General features: G+C 61.9%; 13 protein-coding genes and 1 pseudogene. 7 read left to right on the forward strand and 7 right to left on the reverse strand.

Translation table 11 applies throughout. The annotated features are described in order from the left end of the window. Positions 1 to 5: 5 nt before the first annotated feature. The 5 genes from PATSB16_RS10085 (at position 6) to PATSB16_RS10110 (ending at position 8,366) form a co-directional block, all read left to right on the forward strand. Positions 6 to 1,322, forward strand: a complete 1,317-nt coding sequence (locus PATSB16_RS10085; protein ID WP_047214010.1) for an erythromycin esterase family protein — start codon at positions 6 to 8, stop codon at positions 1,320 to 1,322. Beyond that, positions 1,319 to 4,117: an AMP-binding protein gene (locus tag PATSB16_RS10090; protein WP_047214011.1), complete on the forward strand. Its 2,799-nt coding sequence runs from the start codon at positions 1,319 to 1,321 to the stop codon at positions 4,115 to 4,117. The genes PATSB16_RS10085 and PATSB16_RS10090 overlap by 4 nt, the downstream gene beginning before the upstream one ends. Further along, on the forward strand, positions 4,114 to 5,343 hold the full coding sequence (locus PATSB16_RS21120; protein ID WP_237170335.1) for an ESPR-type extended signal peptide-containing protein: 1,230 nt from the start codon (positions 4,114 to 4,116) through the stop codon (positions 5,341 to 5,343). Before PATSB16_RS10090 ends, PATSB16_RS21120 begins: the two co-directional genes overlap by 4 nt. Before the next feature lie 253 nt (positions 5,344 to 5,596). Next, on the forward strand, positions 5,597 to 7,330 hold the full coding sequence (locus tag PATSB16_RS10100) for a ShlB/FhaC/HecB family hemolysin secretion/activation protein (RefSeq protein WP_047214013.1): 1,734 nt from the start codon (positions 5,597 to 5,599) through the stop codon (positions 7,328 to 7,330). 565 nt (positions 7,331 to 7,895) lie between these two features. Beyond that, positions 7,896 to 8,366, forward strand: coding sequence for an anthrone oxygenase family protein (locus PATSB16_RS10110; RefSeq protein ID WP_072628634.1), 471 nt, complete (start codon positions 7,896 to 7,898; stop codon positions 8,364 to 8,366). 11 nt (positions 8,367 to 8,377) lie between these two features. Here PATSB16_RS10110 and PATSB16_RS10115 read toward each other — a convergent pair. The 4 genes and pseudogenes from PATSB16_RS10115 to guaB form a co-directional block, all read right to left on the reverse strand. Beyond that, a pseudogene (locus PATSB16_RS10115) lies at positions 8,378 to 9,015 on the reverse strand (tyrosine-type recombinase/integrase); the annotation flags it as partial. Between the two features lie 301 nt (positions 9,016 to 9,316). Continuing rightward, positions 9,317 to 10,900, reverse strand: a complete 1,584-nt coding sequence (gene guaA, locus PATSB16_RS10120; RefSeq protein ID WP_047214016.1) for a glutamine-hydrolyzing GMP synthase — start codon at positions 10,898 to 10,900, stop codon at positions 9,317 to 9,319. Next, complete coding sequence (locus PATSB16_RS10125) at positions 10,875 to 11,441, reverse strand: hypothetical protein (protein WP_047214017.1); 567 nt, start codon at positions 11,439 to 11,441, stop codon at positions 10,875 to 10,877. Before PATSB16_RS10125 ends, guaA begins: the two co-directional genes overlap by 26 nt. Positions 11,442 to 11,447: 6 nt before the next feature. Continuing rightward, positions 11,448 to 12,908: an IMP dehydrogenase gene (gene guaB / locus PATSB16_RS10130; protein ID WP_047214018.1), complete on the reverse strand. Its 1,461-nt coding sequence runs from the start codon at positions 12,906 to 12,908 to the stop codon at positions 11,448 to 11,450. 217 nt (positions 12,909 to 13,125) lie between these two features. Between guaB and PATSB16_RS10135 the strand changes: the two genes are divergently transcribed. Continuing rightward, positions 13,126 to 14,058 (forward strand): DMT family transporter, encoded by a 933-nt coding sequence (locus PATSB16_RS10135; protein WP_047216462.1) that lies wholly within the window; start codon positions 13,126 to 13,128, stop codon positions 14,056 to 14,058. 13 nt (positions 14,059 to 14,071) lie between these two features. Here PATSB16_RS10135 and PATSB16_RS10140 read toward each other — a convergent pair whose 3' ends face one another. Together PATSB16_RS10140 and PATSB16_RS10145 are read right to left on the reverse strand one after the other, a co-directional pair. Beyond that, on the reverse strand, positions 14,072 to 14,401 hold the full coding sequence (locus tag PATSB16_RS10140) for an RnfH family protein (protein WP_418303888.1): 330 nt from the start codon (positions 14,399 to 14,401) through the stop codon (positions 14,072 to 14,074). Further along, positions 14,391 to 14,825 carry a type II toxin-antitoxin system RatA family toxin gene (locus PATSB16_RS10145; protein WP_047214019.1) on the reverse strand — a complete coding sequence of 145 codons (435 nt, stop codon included), beginning with the start codon at positions 14,823 to 14,825 and terminating at the stop codon, positions 14,391 to 14,393. Before PATSB16_RS10145 ends, PATSB16_RS10140 begins: the two co-directional genes overlap by 11 nt. A 122-nt stretch (positions 14,826 to 14,947) precedes the next feature. Between PATSB16_RS10145 and smpB the strand changes: the two genes are divergently transcribed. Then, positions 14,948 to 15,394 (forward strand): SsrA-binding protein SmpB, encoded by a 447-nt coding sequence (gene smpB, locus PATSB16_RS10150; protein ID WP_047214020.1) that lies wholly within the window; start codon positions 14,948 to 14,950, stop codon positions 15,392 to 15,394. Between the two features lie 61 nt (positions 15,395 to 15,455). On the opposite strand, the gene PATSB16_RS10155 is transcribed toward smpB, so the two are convergent. Continuing rightward, positions 15,456 to 16,403: an SPFH domain-containing protein gene (locus tag PATSB16_RS10155; protein ID WP_047214021.1), complete on the reverse strand. Its 948-nt coding sequence runs from the start codon at positions 16,401 to 16,403 to the stop codon at positions 15,456 to 15,458. Positions 16,404 to 16,477: the final 74 nt, after the last annotated feature.

Raw genomic sequence — 16,477 nt, forward strand, 5'->3', positions numbered from 1 at the left:
TCGCCATGTCCGCTCCCGCCACGCCTTTTCTCGCCGTGCGCGATTTCGCGCGCCGGCTCGACGATCGCGATGAAGACTACGATGAATTGCTGGATATGGCCGGCAATCGCCAGTTCGTGCTTCTGGGCGAGGCCACGCATGGCACTCAGGATTTTTACCGGATGCGCGCGGCCATCACTCGCCGCCTGATCGTCGAAGGCGGTTTCGATGCGCTCGCCATCGAGGGAGACTGGCCCGACACGTGGCGTGTCAATCGCTTCGTGCAAGGCGACAGCGACGAAGACGCCAGCACCGCGCTGGCCGACTTCGAGCGCTTCCCGACGTGGATGTGGCGCAACCGCGAAATGCTCGAATTCATCACTTGGCTGCGCGCACACAACACAGACAAAGCGCCCGCGCAGCGCGTCGGCGTCTACGGGCTCGATCTGTACAGCATGTACCGCTCTGCCGATGCGGTGATCCGCTACCTGGAACAGGTCGATCCCGAACAGGCCGCCATCGCCCGCCAGCGCTATGCCGCCCTCGATCACGTGCGTGAACCGCAAGCGTATGGCTACGCGGCGGCGTTCGGCGCGCGCCCCGACGCCAGCAAGGAAGTCGTTGCGCAACTGATGCAATTGCGCGACGCGACGCTCACGGCTTTGCCGCACCACGACCTTGCCGCCTTCGATGCACACTTCTTCGCAGAACGTAATGCCGAAGTCGTGGTGCACGCGGAAAACTACTATCGGTCGATGTTCGGCCGGCGGGTCAACACCTGGAATTTGCGCGATGCCCACATGTGCCGCACCTTGACGGCGCTGGCGCGCTATCGCCAGCAGCGCGGCGGGCATGGGCGCATCGTCGTGTGGGCGCACAATTCTCACCTGGGTGATGCCCGAGCCACGGACGCGCATCGGCAGGGCGAATGGAACCTCGGGCAACTCATGCGGGAAGCGGTAGGCGCGAATGCCCTGCTGGTCGGCTTCAGTACCTATACCGGCCACGTGACCGCGGCGTCCGAGTGGGACGGCCAGACCGAACACAAATGGGTACGGCCGGCGCGGCACGACAGCTATGAATACCTGTTTCACGCCACGCATCTCGATCGCTTCTTTCTCCCGCTGGCCGCCGAGCCGGCCGAACGATTGCGCGAGCCCATGCTGGAGCGCGCGATTGGCGTGATTTATCTGCCGCAAAGCGAGCGCCAAAGTCATTATTTCGAAGCGTCGCTGGCCGACCAGTTCGATGCCATTTTTCATCTCGACGAAACCAGCGCCGTGGAGCCGCTCGAGCCCTCGCACCAGTGGCACAGGCGCGAGGAGCCAATGGCAACGCCATGAACCCGGGCAACACCGAGACCCAGCTGCTGGCCACGGTCGAAGCGCTTGCCGGTGAATTGCAGGGCAGCCCGCTGGCGCCGGGTTCCGTGACGCTGGACACCCACTTCGAGCGAGACCTCGGCCTCGATAGCCTGTCGCGGGCCGAGTTGATGAATCGCGTCGAGCAGACCTGCCAGGTACACCTGCCAATCGATGCATTCGCCGCCGCCATGACGCCGGCGGATGTGCTGCGCGTCATCGCAACCAGCGCGACGCACGCCGAACCAGCAACCAGCGGCGATCACCCCCGGCTAGTTCCCGCCGACGAAATAGACGCCCCCAGGGATGCCCGCACGCTGGTCGACGTGCTGCTCTGGCATGCCGAGCGCCATCCCACGCGCACGCACATCGTTCTGGTCGAAGACGGTGTTACGGCCACCGCATACACTTACGAAGCACTCCATCGGCATGCGATGCGCATCGCATTCGGCTTGCACCGGTATGGCATCGGTCCGGGCGACACGGTGGCGCTGATGCTGCCCACCTGCTTCGAGTATTTCATTTCGTTCATGGGCATCATGCTGTGCGGTGCCGTGGCCGTGCCGATCTACCCGCCGACGCGGCCATCGCAGCTCGAAGAGCACGTGCGGCGGCACACCGCCTTGCTCGCCAACGCCGGCGTCAAGGCGCTGATTGCCTCGCCGGAAGTAGTTGGCGTGGCGCGCCTGTTGCGCCTTAACGTACCGACGATTCGACAGGTATTGACACCTTCGGCCATCGCCACCGAGGCAGGCGGCGTGCTCGTCAGGCCACGCGCGGAAGACACCGCATTTCTGCAATACACCTCGGGCAGCACCGGGGACCCCAAGGGAGTCGTGCTGACACACGCCAATCTGCTGGCCAATATTCGCGGCATGGGGCAGCGCGTCGATATCGCCGTGACCGACGTCCTGGTGAGCTGGTTGCCGCTGTACCACGACATGGGATTGATCGGCGCCTGGTTTGCCCCGATGTATTACGGCTTGCCGCTCGTGGTGACCTCCCCGATGACCTTTCTTGCCCGCCCAGCCAGTTGGCTGCGGCTGATCGATCAATACCGCGGCACCATGACCACCGCACCCAACTTCGCTTACGAGCGCTGCGCTCGACGCCTCAAGGACGACGAGTTGCGCGGTCTCGATTTGTCTTCGCTGCGCTTCGCGGTTTGCGGCGCCGAACCGGTCAGCCCCGACACCATGCGCGCCTTCGCCGCACGCTTCAAGCCGTGTGGATTCGACGAACGCGCGCTGACGGCCGTCTACGGTCTGGCCGAAAACTCGGTGTGCCTGACCTTTCCGCTGCCCAGGCGCGGGTTGCGCATCGATCGCATCCAACGGCAGGCGCTGGCGCTCGCGCAGCAGGCGCTGCCGGCGCAGCGTGATCAACCCGCCGTCGAAATCGTCGGCTGCGGGCACCCACTGCCCGGCAGCGAGTTGCGCGTGGTCGACGAGCGCGGGCTCGTGCTGCCCGAGCGCCATATCGGACGCATCGAATTTCGCGGCACGTCAGCCACCTCCGGCTACTACCGCAACCCTGCACAAACGGCTCGCCTGATCCGGCAGGGATGGCTCGATACCGGCGATCTCGGCTATCTGGCCGAAGGCGAGCTGTTCATCACAGGACGCGTGAAGGACCTGATCATCCGCGGCGGACGCCACTTCTTTCCCTATGAACTCGAGGAAGCCGTCGCACGCGTGCCCGGCGTGCTGCCGCATGGGGTTGCCGTATGCGGCGACACCGATCCCGCCGGCGGCACGGAACGCATGGTGATTTTGGCGGAAACGGCGGAAACCGATCCATCCAGGCGCGCACAGATCGTCGCGCAGATCAACGATGCCACGCTGAAGCTATTCGAGACGCCAGCCGAACAGGTATCGCTGATTCCCCCGCACAGCGTGTTGAAAACCTCCAGCGGCAAGATACGTCATGCGGCAACCTTCGAGCTGTTTCGCCGCGGCGGCGACCAGTTGAAGGTGCGCCCGCGCTGGTGGCAACTGGCAAGCCTGGCGCGCGCCAGCCTCGGTCCGGCGCTGCGCCGTGGCTGGCAGGCGCTCGTGCATGCGCTGTATGGCATTTACTGCTGGGCGATTCTGATCATGCTCGGGTTGCCGGTATGGTGTGCGGTGGTCTCGAGATCCGATACACACCGCAATTGGCGGCTCGCCGGGCGTGCCTGCCGCGTGTTTCTGCGCATGATCGGGATACGTCTGCAGACCGACTTCAGCGCGCCAACGAACCCGGCCAAACCGCCAATCATGGTCGCCAACCATGCGAGTTATCTCGACGGCCTGATACTGCTCGCGGCGCTGCCGCAGCCCGTCAATTTTGTGGCAAAACGTGAGCTGGCCGAGCAAAGGATCGCCGGCCCGTTCCTGCGCGCCATCGGCACCCGTTTTGTCGAGCGGGACGACTATCAGGGCAGCCTCCAGGCGCAGGCGCTGCTGAGCACCCAAGCGCGCCATGGCGACACGCCGTTCTTTTTCCCGGAAGGCACGTTCGGCCGCGCCGCGGGGCTGCGCACCTTCCGGCTCGGCGCATTTCGGGTCGCCTGTGCCACGCAGCGCCCAATCGTGCCGATTGCGCTGGCCGGCGTGCGCTCGATACTGCCCGACGGCGACTGGGTCCCCCACCGAGGGCGGGCCGTGCTGACCCAGTTGGCGCCGGTCATGCCCGACGGTGACGATTTCGCCGCCGCGCTGCGCCTGCGCGACGCGGCGCGACGCGCCATTCTGGCCCACTGCGGCGAGCCGTCGGCATCCGGCTATGGCCTTCGGTGAGCAGCGGAGAACGTCGCTCCTCACTTGGCACTTTTCCGTCGAAGACCCGCTGCGTCATCCTCTTCTCAACCCTGCCTGACAGTGCTTCGACAAGGAACGTACAGGGTGCGATCAAGCGTCAATCAGACGAACCCGAAACGCGCAATTTGTTGTTTCCAGTCAACGGCTTATCAAATTTCCCTGAGTGGCCTTCCAGGCGCTCTGTAAGCTCACGACGCATCACCAACGCACGGGCGGGGGCCGCGTCGACGAGAATGAATCGGAATACTTATTGCGTGGTTTATTCCAGGCTGCGAGGGATGGTGGTGACGGTTGCCGAGACGGCGACGATCTGGGGCAAGGCCGCCAGCGGCAAGCGCGCGGCGCTCGTGCTGGCGGCCGTGGCCGGCGCGCTGCCGCTGCGCGTGGCCGCGCAGATCGTCGGCGCGGGCTCGCACGCGTCGGCGGTAACCCAAACGCCGAACGGGCTCGCGCCAGTCGACATCAACCGGCCCGACAGCTGCGGCGTATCGATCAAGACTTACCGCCAGTTCGATGTGCCGCAGGACGGCGACGGTGCGGCCCCGGGCATGGCGATCGACGTGAGCCAGTTGGGCGGGATGTACGGCAACCGGATCTTCCTCGCCGCGACCGAGTTCGGCGTGGAGGTGGCCAATGCCGTCATGATCGCCGCACATCTCGTCGATCGCTTCAATGGGCAGTTGCATCCCGAGGAGAAGAAATGGATCGACAAGAATGTAATCGTGTATGCGAAAGCATATGGATTAACACTTGAACAAGCGCGAGCCGAATTGACAACGCGGGCAAATCTGCAAGTGCAGAGTGGTTCGTCCGGGCGGCGGAATCAACGAGCGGCCATATTCCTGCGGGAGGCCCACGGAATGCTGCCGGCAGACGGCGATAGCGGGCCTGGATATATGTTCTATGCAACGCCGGAGCAGAAGGCCAATACGGGGATGTACGCGAAGTATTACCCGGATAGCGTTGGCTTGAATGCGCCAGACGCATCGTCCATCGAGAGTGCGGCGAATCGGGACAAGGCGTATCAAACCAAGTACAGCAAGCTCACGCTGGCGGCAGCAGTAGGTGCGGCGATGCTCACAGTGGCTGGTCCGATCGCTGCATTGCGATGGAAGACGCCCTCTCAATTCGCCCGTCAGCGCAGGTCTCGGGCCGAATCGGCCCAACCCGAAGAGCCGGAAATTTCCACTTCAGAACGGCCCTGATTTGGGGTCAGCCTCACCGGCATCGCAGAATATCGCGAACACACAATCTCGGATGCTTCATGCATCGACTTCATTTCCGATAAGAGTAAAAAATAACAAGTAACCCGGACAAATCCTGTATGACCGAAAACGTGCGACTTGGAAAATAAACAAGTCGCCGGAATTCGATTTTCAGTCAGCCAAGGTACGTTGGGCTTCGATTTCGCGACACGTTTGCCCCAACCCGCAAGGTCGAACCAACACCACCACATCCATGAAAAAACGCGCTCCGGCCGCCCTGCTTTCGGCCGCATGGCTCATTCCCGTGGCCGTGTCGGCCCAAGAAACGCCGCGCCTGGGTATGCCCGGCAATGACCAGCAAACCCTGCAGCGGGAAGAAGAGCGCGAGCGCAAACGAGCGATCGCGGCACCTGGTGTGCGTTCGAGCACCACGCCAGGCGCCGGGTATCCAACGCTACCGGCCGAAGCGCCCTGTTTCCGTATCCATCGTTTCATGCTCGACGTGCCTGCTGCGCTGCCGGCGGCCACGCGAACGCAAGGCGCGTCGGCGTTGCCGCTGGATCGCTTCGCGTTCGCGCGCGATTGGCTCGGTCACTACGCCGGCCAGTGCGTCGGCAAACAGGGCATCGACGTCCTGGTGAAAGGACTATCGCAGGTAATTCTGGCGCGCGGGTACGTCACGACGCGCGTGCTGCTGCCCGAGCAAGATTTGTCCGCCGGCGCCCTCGCGCTTGCGTTGATCCCCGGCACGATTCGTCACGTGCGCTTCGCCGATGAGGCGCTGCGCGGCACCTGGAAAACCGCCTTCCCGATGCGCGACGGCGACCTGTTGAACGTTCGCGACCTTGAACAAGGCCTCGAGCAGATGAAACGCATGTCGAGCCAGGACGTGTCGATGCAGATCGTACCGGCCGACGCACCGGGGCAAAGCGACGTCGTGCTTAACGTGAGGCGCACTAAACCTTGGACCCTCGTCGCATCGGTCGATGACGCCGGCGCGCGCGCGACCGGCAGGCGGCAGGGTAACCTGTCGCTCGGCATCGACAATCCGTTTGGTCTGAACGGCGTGTTCAACGTCGGCGTGAGCCACGATCTGGAGTTCGGCGAGCGTCTGCGCTCGCATGGCTGGAACGGCTTCTACGCAATTCCATGGGGCTATTGGACCGCCACGTTGTCTGCGTACACAAACATGTATTACCAGCAGATCGCCGGCGTGAACCAGACCTTCATCGCCAGCGGCAATTCGAAGACTTTTGAACTCAAGTTGCATCGCGTGTTGTGGCGCGGCCAAAACAACGTGCTTGGCGCTCAGTTCCGGTTGTCGCGCCGGTTCGGCCAGAGCTTCATCGAAGGTACGGAGATTCCGCAGCAGCGCCGCAACACCGCATTCATCGAGGTCGGCCTGACCGATCGCCACTATCTCGGCAATGCGCAGTTCGACGGTTCGCTCGCATACCGGCAAGGCATCGGCGGATTCGGCGCGCACGACGACAATCTTGCGACCGTTGGCGGCCCAACCTCCCGCTACAGGATGGCCATACTCGACGCAAATCTTTCGGCACCATTGTCCATCGCCGGGCAGCCTTTGCGATATGTGACGACGCTGCACGGCCAGCACACAGCCGACATGCTGCCCTACATCGACAACCTGACCATCGCCAGCCGCTACACGGTGCGCGGTTTCGATGGGGAGACGATGCTTGCGGGAGCGCGTGGCTTCTACTGGCGAAACGAGTTACAGATGCCGATCAAAGCGACCGCGCACGCGGCATACATCGGAGTCGACTACGGACGCGTCTGGGGGCCGAAGCCAGTCGCACTCGTCGGCACACAACTTGCCGGCATGGCGGTCGGCGTCAAGGGCGGCGTTGCGTCACGCTTTGGGACCTACAGCTACGATTTGTTCGCCGGCAGACCGGTTTATAAGCCACCCCATTTCCCGACGGCGCGCATGACGTTCGGTTTTCGGCTGGCGGCGCAATTCTGATTGCGCTGAGAGTTCGACGCTGCATTCGGAGCCGGGCGCCGCAAGCGCGAGACTCGGCGACCTGCCATTGCGGCAAATGCAAAGTCATCGTCCGGCAGTACTTGCCTTGCTGGCCGGCGATGGCAACCGATAGCCGCCGCAACGTATTCTTTTGATATCTCAATACGTTGCGGCGATATTTCGATTGCTGTCGACGGTTCTTGAAGAGCTTAAAATCACTCCCAGCCCATAATAGATAAAATGAATTTTTCGTTTTTAATCAATGAGTTATTTTTAAAAACGCACATGCCATGAAAAATACCAAGTTCAACGCAATCGTCCGGTGCGCCTTTCATCTAAGGTAACTCTTCCCGTGCTTCCAGCACACTGAGCCGTATTACGATGGCCCTGAACAGATTGCCCGCCCGACCATCGGTGAGCTCGATCTGCGGCCAGGCCCGAATTGCGCGAAGAAGACCACGGCCTAGCCCGCAATAAGGAACGAGCTTGGCCGCGAAGGAGGCGAGGATGGGATTGCGCATATTGGAGTTTCCGGCCTTGACTGAAGATTTTGGAGAGCTGAGCCATGAGATTGCTGGACGCCTATGAATTGTGTGATTTTCTGGCGCTCGCGAGCGCCTTAATGTTGGCCGGGTTGATGACGGCGCTCTCGACCGTTATGCGCAAACTCTGGCGCGGCCAGGCCGACGCCGAAGCGGCGGCGGGATTTAAAGGCTTTTTGCGGTGGGCTGCGACTGACCGCTTCTTGTCGACCATGTCGATCGTGCCGGTCATCGCCCCATTCGCTATGGCGCTGGCAGCCAAGCCGAAAGAAGCGCAGGCTGGATACGCCTATTGTGGTGGCGCGGTCTTTTTCATCGGTTTCTTTCTTTGGACCGCGATCTTCAATCTGCCAATCTATAAGGCAGTGCGGGCCTGGACGCCGTGCCCAACACCCGCCGACACGCGCGTACAAATTCGTCGGTTCCATCGCTCCAACTTGGTGCGGCTCGGGTCGGCTTTGATGACCGCAGCACTGTTTTTCATGGCCGCATGAGCCGCTGACAAGATCACCAGCCGGATTTCCAGCGGCGACAAGGCGCGGTCCTTGGGCACGAAGGTGGCTATCGAGGAGGCTCTCACGCTTTCCGCAGGGTTCTCTACCTTCTCGCCATGGGCGATGGCGTAGACATAGACCTACTTCACGATGTCGCGAATCTGGACGGCCGTGGCCGGCGCCCCACGCTCCTTGACCTTATTGCACAAGGCTCGCAGGTCCTCGGCCTGGATCTCGGTCAGCAGGCGATTGCGGAAGACCGGCAGGATGTCCCGGTCGATGATGTGCTTGCGCATTGCGCGGGTGCCGTCGGCCAACCGTGCATTGGCCAGCCATGCTTCCATCGCCTCGCCGAACGTCTTGATGGCGACCACCCGCCGCTTCTCGCGCTGCTTTTCAAGCGCTGGGGATATGCCTGCCTGAACGGATTTGCGCGCCTCCAGGAGTAGTTCACGCGCCATCGCCAGCGAGATACCACCCGGGCCGTGGCGTCCATGGTCAGCGTCTCGCGACGGCCGTGGAGCCGGTAGTCGTAGCGGAAGGTGACGGTACCGCTGGGCGATACCGTCACATACATCCCGTCTCGGTCAGAAGCCTTATAAATCTTTGACTTAGGCTTCAGATTTCGCAGTGCAGCGTCGGTCAGCATCGAGGTTTTCCTCCGGTTTTTCGACGGCTTTCACCGTCAGGGACCTGGAGGCCTGCTGATGCTGGAAAAGCCGCGAAAAACAAGCTTTCCCGAGAAGACTTTTACCGTCAAAGACGGTAAAAGTCTGGATAGTGAACGAGAATGTCTTAATCCAACTTCGATTTTTACCGTCAGATCTACCGCCAACTTGTTTTGCTGGCTGGCGATAGTCACCGATAGCCGCCGCAACGTATTCTTTTGATATCTCAATACGTTGCGGCGATATTTCGATTGCTGTCGACGGTTCTCGAAGAGCTTAAAATCACTCCCACTCGATCGTCGCCGGCGGCTTGCCCGAGATGTCGTACACGACACGATTGATGCCGCGCACTTCGTTGATGATGCGGTTCGACACTTTGCCGAGCAGCTCATGCGGCAGATGGGCCCAGTGCGCGGTCATGAAGTCCTGGGTTTGCACGGCGCGCAGCGCGACGACGTATTCGTAGGTGCGGCCGTCGCCCATGACGCCGACGCTCTTGACCGGCAGGAATACCGCGAATGCCTGGCTGGTGAGGTCATACCAGCTTTTCTGGCTGTTTTCCTCGATCGTGCCGCGCAATTCCTCGATGAAAATCGCGTCGGCGCGGCGCAGCAGGTCGGCGTATTCGCGCTTGACTTCGCCGAGAATGCGCACGCCCAGGCCCGGGCCGGGGAACGGATGCCGATAGACCATGTCGGGCGGCAGGCCGAGCGCGACGCCGAGTTCGCGCACTTCGTCCTTGAACAGGTCGCGCAGCGGCTCGAGCAGTTTCAGCCCGAGCGTTTCCGGCAGGCCGCCAACGTTGTGGTGGCTCTTGATGGTGGTGGCCTTTTTGGTCTTGGCGCCGCCCGATTCGATGACGTCGGGGTAGATGGTGCCCTGCGCGAGCCATTTGGCCTTGCTGAGTTTTTTCGCTTCGGCCTGGAAAATTTCGACGAATTCGCGACCGATGATCTTGCGCTTCTGTTCCGGATCGGTGACGCCGGCCAGGTGCCCCAGGAACTGCTCCGAGGCATCGACGTGGATCACCTTGGCGTGCAGGCGCCCGGCGAACATTTCCATGACCATCTTGCCTTCGTTCAGGCGCAGCAGGCCGTGGTCGACAAACACGCACGTGAGTTGGTCGCCAATCGCACGGTGGATCAGCGCCGCGGCGACGCTGGAATCGACGCCGCCGGACAGCCCGAGAATGACCTCCTCGTCGCCGACCTGCTCGCGAATGGTTCGCACCGCTTCTTCGATATGGTCGCGCATGATCCAGTCCGGCTTGGCCCCGGCGATGTCGAGCACGAAGCGCTCCAGAATCTGCCGGCCCTTGATGGTGTGCGTGACCTCCGGGTGGAACTGCACGGCGTAATACTTGCGGGCTTCGTCGGCGATACCCGCGATCGGGCAACTGGGCGTCGAGGCCATCAGTTTGAAGCCCGCGGGCAATTGGGTGACTTTATCGCCGTGGCTCATCCACACCTTGAGCATGCCATGGCCTTCGGCCGTGCGGAAGTCTTCGATGCCGTCGAACAACGCCGTATGTCCGTGCGCCCGGACTTCGGCATAACCGAACTCGCGGTGGCTGCTGGCCTCGACCTGCCCGCCGAGCTGCACGGTCATGGCGAACATGCCGTAGCAGATGCCGAGCACCGGCACGCCGAGATCCCAAACCGCCTGCGGCGCGCGCAAATCCTGGGCTTCGTAGGTGCTGGCGTGACTGCCGGAGAGAATGACGGCTTTGGGCGAGAAGTCACGGATGAACTCGTCGGAGACGTCGTTCGGATGAATTTCGCAGTAGACGTGCGCCTCGCGAACTCGCCGGGCGATCAGTTGCGTGACTTGCGAGCCGAAGTCAAGAATAAGGATTTTGTCGTGCATCTTGGGAGACGGAGGGTTTGGATTCGGTAGTCGACATGCCCGGGGCTGCCGCCGGCGGCATTGTGCCGGCATACGGCTCGGTGCGCTGGTTGCCGAGCGCGCCGGCAGATCCCGCGGATTTGTCGCTTTTGACGTTTTGTGCTTTTTCCCGCGTGTGCACGTTGTGCGAGAGCTTGATCAGGAACAATGCGAAAACGATCAGCACGACCGCGAGCGCCGGCAGGAAGACCATGCCGGCACCCTTGGGATGCAGGCCCAGCGCGAGCACCCAGGCAAGGATCAGTGCGCCGCTGATCCAGTTGACATGGCCCGAGACACGGGCCACCGCAATGGTCAGCTGGCCGTTGATCGTGGCATGCCACTGCAGCCATGCCACGCCGACGAGCAGCACGCCCAGCAGCTGGCCGTACAGCGCGGGATCGGCCTGTGGAATCTGCAGCGACACGTAAAGCTGCTGCCACGGCGAAGCGAGGAACAGCAGGCCAAGCGCGAGATTCAACACCGCATCGAGAAACAGGACGGTACGCAGCACTGCTTTCATGAGGCGTTACTCCACGTGATAGTTGGGCGCTTCCTTCATGATCTGCACATCGTGCACGTGCGATTCGCGCATTCCGGCAGCGGTGATCTGGACGAATTGCGCGTCGCGGTGCAGGTCGTCGATAGTCGCGCAGCCGCAATAACCCATGGAGGAGCGCACACCGCCATTGAGCTGATGGATGATCGCCAGCACGCTGCCCTTGTAGGCGACGCGCCCTTCGATGCCCTCGGGCACCAGCTTGTCGGCGTTGTTGGCCGGGTCCTGGAAATAGCGATCGGCGGCGCCGTCCTTCATCGCGCCGACCGAGCCCATGCCTCGATAGCTCTTGTAGGAGCGGCCCTGGTACAGGAAGACTTCGCCAGGCGCTTCTTCGGTACCGGAGAACATGCTGCCCATCATCACGGTATGGGCGCCAGCCGCGAGCGCCTTGGCCACGTCGCCCGAATAACGGATGCCGCCGTCAGCCACCAGCGGCACGCCGGTTTCCTTGAGCGCTTCGGCGACATTGGCGATGGCAGTGATCTGAGGAACACCGACGCCGGCCACGATCCGGGTCGTGCAGATCGAGCCGGGGCCAATGCCGACCTTGACCGCGTCGGCCCCATGATCGACCAGTGCGAGCGCGGCGTCCGCGGTGGCAATGTTGCCGCCGATCACTTCGATTTGCGGGAAATGCTTCTTGACCCACTGCACTCGATCGAGCACGCCCTGGCTGTGGCCATGCGCGGTATCGACGACGATGACGTCAACCCCGGCGGCGACCAGCAGTTCGACGCGCTCCTCGTTTTCAGGCCCTACCCCGACGGCGGCGCCCACGCGCAGCTTGCCGTGCTCGTCCTTGCTGGCGTCGGGGTGTTCGGTCGCTTTCATGATGTCTTTGACCGTCACCAGGCCGCGCAACTCGAAAGCGTCGTTGATGACCAGCACGCGCTCGAGCCGGTGGTGGTGCATCAGCTGCTCGGCCTCGGCCAGCGGCCGGCCTTCCTTGATGGTGACGAGCTTTTCCTTGGGCGTCATGATCACGCGCACCGGCTCGTCGAGCCGGCTTTCGAAGCGCAGGTCACGGTTGGTGACGATGCCGATCAACTGGGCGCCTTCGACCACCGGAAACCCGGAAATGCCGTGCTGGCGGGACAGCGCGATAACGTCGCGCACTTTCATGTGCGGCGGGATGGTGATCGGGTCACGCAGCACGCCCGACTCGAATCGCTTGACGCGCGAGACTTCGCGCGCCTGCTCGGCCGGCTTGAGATTCTTGTGAATGATGCCGATACCGCCCTCTTGCGCCAGAGCAATCGCCAGGCGGGCTTCGGTCACCGTGTCCATGGCGGCCGACAGCAACGGCATATTCAATGTGATGTTGCGCGTGAGCTTGGTTCTAAGGCTGGTGTCGCGCGGGAGAACGGCGGAATACGCCGGGACGAGGAGCACGTCATCGAAGGTGAGTGCTTGTTGGATCAGACGCATGGCAAATCCTATAGGCGCAAAAGCGAATTATACAGAAATCGCCCTTTTTCGGCATGGCCCGCCGTGCGCATTTTCGCATCCCGTCGCCAACCGGCACGCCTTGCAGGTTAGCGCAAAAGATCGCCGGACACCGCAAGAAGACGCCCTGGGGCCATGCTATTCTGGCGCCTCTTTCGCTCCCGGGCAGACGGCTCGCAAAGGCTATTTCGACATCATCATGTGGCAAGGCATCGCTTATGGGCTGGCGGCGGGCGCGCTGTGGGGCTTCATTTTTCTCGCGCCACAGTTGCTGTCGGCTTTTTCCGCGCTCGAGCTGAGCGCCGCGCGTTATTTACTGTATGGCGCGATTTCACTGTGCCTGCTGGTGCCCCTTTGGCCGCGCCTGCGTCACAAGGTGACCCGGGCGGACTGGATCGCGCTGTTCTGGCTCAGCCTGGCGGGCAATACCATCTATTACCTGTTTGTCGCCGGTGCGGTGCAATGGGCGGGGATTGCCCCCGCCTCGCTGATCGTCGGGGTCCTGCCGGTGACGGTAACCCTGATCGGCAGTCGGGATCATGGTGCCGTGCCGTTGCGCAAGCTGGTCTGGCCTTTGTTGCTGGTGGGGCTGGGCATCTTGAGCGTGAACCTCGACGTCTTCATGCATGCGGGTTCAAGCACCCATGGCTGGGGGATCAAGTTGCTCGGCATCGTGTGCGCGGTTGGCGCCCTGACCTGCTGGACCCTGTACGCGGTGGGCAACGCGCGCTATCTGGCACGCAACGGGCATTTCAGCAGCCACGAGTGGTCGGTGTTGACGGGGGTGGTGACGGGATTGCAGGCGCTGTTGCTGGCCGTACCCGCCTTTTTGCCGCCATTGATGGGGTTGCATCCAGCCAGCGGCGGCGACTGGCGGCTTTTCTGGCTGGTGTGCATGGCCGTGGCCGTCGGCGCATCGACTATCGGCAATGCATTTTGGCATGCGGCGAGCCGGCGGCTGCCGTTGACGCTTTCGGGCCAGATGATCGTGTTCGAAACATTTTTTGCCCTTTGCTACGGCTTTCTCTTCGATGCGCGCTGGCCTCGCATGCTGGAACTGGTTGCGATCGTCTCGTTGCTGGCAGGCGTCAGTTGGTCGGTGCGGCTGCATGCCCCCACGCGCGACGCGTGAATGCACGCCTGCCTCAGCGACGCCCCTGCCACTTGTTGCCCTCGCGTGAGCCTTCGGCACGCTTTTTGGCCACCCGGCGTTGCCGGGCTTCTTTCGGGTCGACCTTCAGAGGCCGGTAGATTTCGATACGGTCGCCCGTCTGCAGCGGCGTATCGAGCGGCTTGAGCTGTCCGAAGATGCCCACCCTGTGCTGCGCCAGGTTGATCTCGGGATGACGCTCCAGCACCCCGCTGCGGCGAATCGCCTGCTCGATGGTGGCCCCCCGCGACACGCTCAGCGCGAGCAGCGTCTGCGTATCGGGCTGAGCGTAACAGACCTGGATCTGTAGCACGTCATTGGGCATAGACAGTCTCCGCCCGCTTGACAAAAGAATCGACAAACGTATTGGCGATGTGGCTAAATACGGGGCCAATCACCTTTTCCAGCAGCAGGCTGGAAAACTCGTAGTGCAGGCGAAACTCGATCTTGCAGGCGTTTTCGCGCAACGGCGTGAAGCGCCACGCGCCGGAGAATTTCTTGAACGGCCCGTCGACGAACTCCATGTCGATGGCGGTAGGTCGATCATGACGATTGCGCGTCGTGAACTGCTGATGCAGCCCCTTGAATGCAATTCGGATCGAAGCTTCCATCGAAGTTTCGTCTTGATGGCGAATTTCGACCCCGCCGCACCATGGAAGGAAGTTCGGATAATCGGCGACATTGGTTACCAGATCGAACATCTGTTGCGCCGAGTGCTGGATCAGCACGGTTTTGATAACTTCTGCCATTGGGTTTGCGGTCGTGGTTTGATAGTAGCCCGCGCGCCTTCGCCAAGCCACACCGCCGAGACTGTTTGTTAAAATTGTAATTTTACCCGAGCCTAGCGCCGCTTTACGTAAAGTCTTCCCCAATGACCATAATCGACAATAAAAAGGCCTTCTTCGACTATTTCATCGAGGAGCGCTATGAAGCCGGATTGGCGCTCGAGGGATGGGAGGTCAAGTCGATTCGCGCCGGGCGCAGTCAGATCAAGGAGGGCTACGTGGTGATTCGCGATGGCGAGTTGTACCTGATCGGCGCGCACATCAGTCCGCTGCCGACCGCCTCGACCCACATCCACCCCGATCCGACCCGCACCCGCAAGCTGCTGCTGCACTCGGAAGAAATCAAACGGTTGATCGGCAAGGTCGAGCAACGCGGCTACACGCTGGTGCCCCTCAACTTCCACTACAACAAGGGCCTGGTCAAATGCGAAATCGGCCTGGCCAAGGGCAAGAAGCTGCACGACAAGCGCGAGACAGAGAAGAAGCGGGACTGGGAGCGCGAAAAGGCGCGGCTGATGCGCAACCCGCGTTGAGGCGGGACAGTCTGCCCGCCGCGCAGGTCGGCGGCAACCGGATCGATTGCCGCCCTGGCAACTAGGCTTTGGTGGAGTCGGTAGCAGCGGCCGAGTCGCTGCCGCGAACGATCTTGAGTGCCGCCGCAACCATGCCGCTGATGTCGCTCAGATTCCCTGGCACGATCAAGGTATTGCCGGTCTTGGCCAGATTGCCAAACGCGCCGACATACTGTTCGGCCACTTTCAGATTGACCGCATCCATGCCGCCCTGGGTCTGGATGGCATTGGCGATTTTTTGAATCGCTTGGGCATTGGCTTCGGCCACCGCCAGGATCGCCGACGCTTCGCCCTGGGCACGGTTGATGAAAGCCTGCCGTTCCCCTTCCGACTTTTGAATGGCCGCTTCGCGCGCGCCGTTCGCCAGATTGATCTGCTCCTGGCGCTTGCCCTCGGAGGACGCGATCAACGCGCGTTTTTCGCGCTCGGCGGTGATCTGCGCCTGCATCGCATGCAGGATTTCCTTGGGCGGGGTCAAGTCCTTGATTTCGTAACGCAGCACCTTGACGCCCCAGTTCGCTGCGGCCTCGTCCAGAGAATCCACAACGCTTTGATTGATGTGGGTCCGCTCCTCGAAGGTCTTGTCGAGCTCCATTTTGCCGATGACGCTACGCAAGGTGGTCTGCGATAGCTGCGTGATCGCCGAGACAAAATTGCTGGAGCCGTACGAGGCCTTCATCGCATCCGTGACCTGGAAATACAGCACCCCGTCAACCTGGAGTTGGGTGTTGTCCTTGGTGATGCACACCTGGCTCGGCACATCGAGCGGAATTTCCTTGAGCACGTGCTTGTAGGCAACGCGATCGATAAACGGCACGACGATCGACAGGCCTGGCGTCAAGGTGGTGTGATACCGCCCGAGCCGCTCGACGACCCACGCATGCTGTTGCGGCACGATCTTGACCGCTCTAACGACGATCAGGACGGCGATCACAAAAATGATTAGTGCAACGCTGTTGATATCGAACATCTTGCCCCCTGACGGTGGAGACCGGCAATTGCCGGTGATTGAATGAGTGTCGCGTCGCTCGCCAGCCGTGCTTC

This window comes from Pandoraea thiooxydans (assembly GCF_001931675.1).
GTDB lineage: Bacteria > Pseudomonadota > Gammaproteobacteria > Burkholderiales > Burkholderiaceae > Pandoraea > Pandoraea thiooxydans.